Here is a 1091-nt window from a genome sequence, read left to right as displayed (position 1 = left end):
GCTGTCGGAAGTGGGAGCGAAAGAGTTTAAAGTGGCCAATCTGTTTGTACCCGGCCCCAGATTTTAGCGGCGGAAGTTCTTAAAACAGGACTCTAAGTCGAAAAAAATGTCACAAACTCCCTGGTGAGATCGTTTTAGTTATAGAGGGACATAGCTAAATTTGGGGTAGGCGAGTGTGGCCAACAGTAGTTAAACCTTGTTTAACTCTTACCCTATACTCTCAATTTAATAATTCCGCTGAAATTCCTCCCGATGCTGACGTTACGGTAGAGCGCGGGAGTAATTTTTTATATCGATCTCAGTTATAATAAATCTTAAAAAGCCTAAGTCATTTCCAATTGCCCATCTTTCTATGCCAGCCAAGGATATTTTTCACAACACCGTTCGGTTAGCCCTGGAAAAAGATGGCTGGCTGATAACTAAAGATCCTCTATACATCAAAGTTGGCGGATCGGAAATGTATATAGACTTAGCAGCCGAACAATTAATTGCAGCCCAGAAAGATAATCAAAGCATAGCGGTAGAAATCAAAAGTTTTTTACAAGAATCAGAAATGTCAGAGTTTCACGTCGCCCTTGGTCAATTCCTAAACTATCGATTAGCATTAAAGCAAACATTACCTAATTTTGTTTTATACTTAGCCGTTCCTACCGATACGTACAATACGTTTTTCCGTCGCCCCTTTATTCAGGATGCTCTTGAAGAGTATCAGCTAAAATTGCTAATTTTTGATCCTAAGACAGAGGAGATATCATCATGGAAACATTAAACTATCATGAATTAGTCCAACAAATCCTGAAAGCCCACGCTATCAATCTTAACGATGATCAGACAGAAGTTCAAATGATTTTTGATAGTGAGCGCAATCATTATTTAGTGATGGTAGTGGGCTGGTATGACCAACGACGAGAATACGGAAGCTTAATTCATATTGATATCAAAGATAATAAAATTTGGATTCAGAGTGATGGCACTGAAGTGGGAGTAGCTAATGAATTAGTTGAAGCAGGAGTTCCCCAAAAGCATATAGTTTTAGGATTTAAGTCTCCCTTCAAAAGGCAATTTACTGGATATGCTCACCGGTAGCCTGT

General features: G+C 39.2%; 2 protein-coding genes. Both read left to right on the top strand.

Annotated features, from left to right (window positions below):
* Nucleotides 1-352 precede the first annotated feature (352 nt).
* Complete coding sequence (locus F6K49_RS52100) at nucleotides 353-769, top strand: XisH family protein (RefSeq protein ID WP_293110900.1); 417 nt, start codon at nucleotides 353-355, stop codon at nucleotides 767-769.
* A complete protein-coding gene (locus F6K49_RS52095) occupies nucleotides 757-1086 on the top strand; it encodes a XisI protein (protein ID WP_293110898.1) in 330 nt (109 codons plus the stop codon). The genes F6K49_RS52100 and F6K49_RS52095 overlap by 13 nt, the downstream gene beginning before the upstream one ends.
* Nucleotides 1087-1091: the final 5 nt, after the last annotated feature.

This window comes from Moorena sp. SIO3I6, assembly GCF_010672095.1.
The sequence above is the reverse complement of the archived record's forward strand: the minus strand, read 5'-3'. Positions and strand labels throughout refer to the sequence as shown.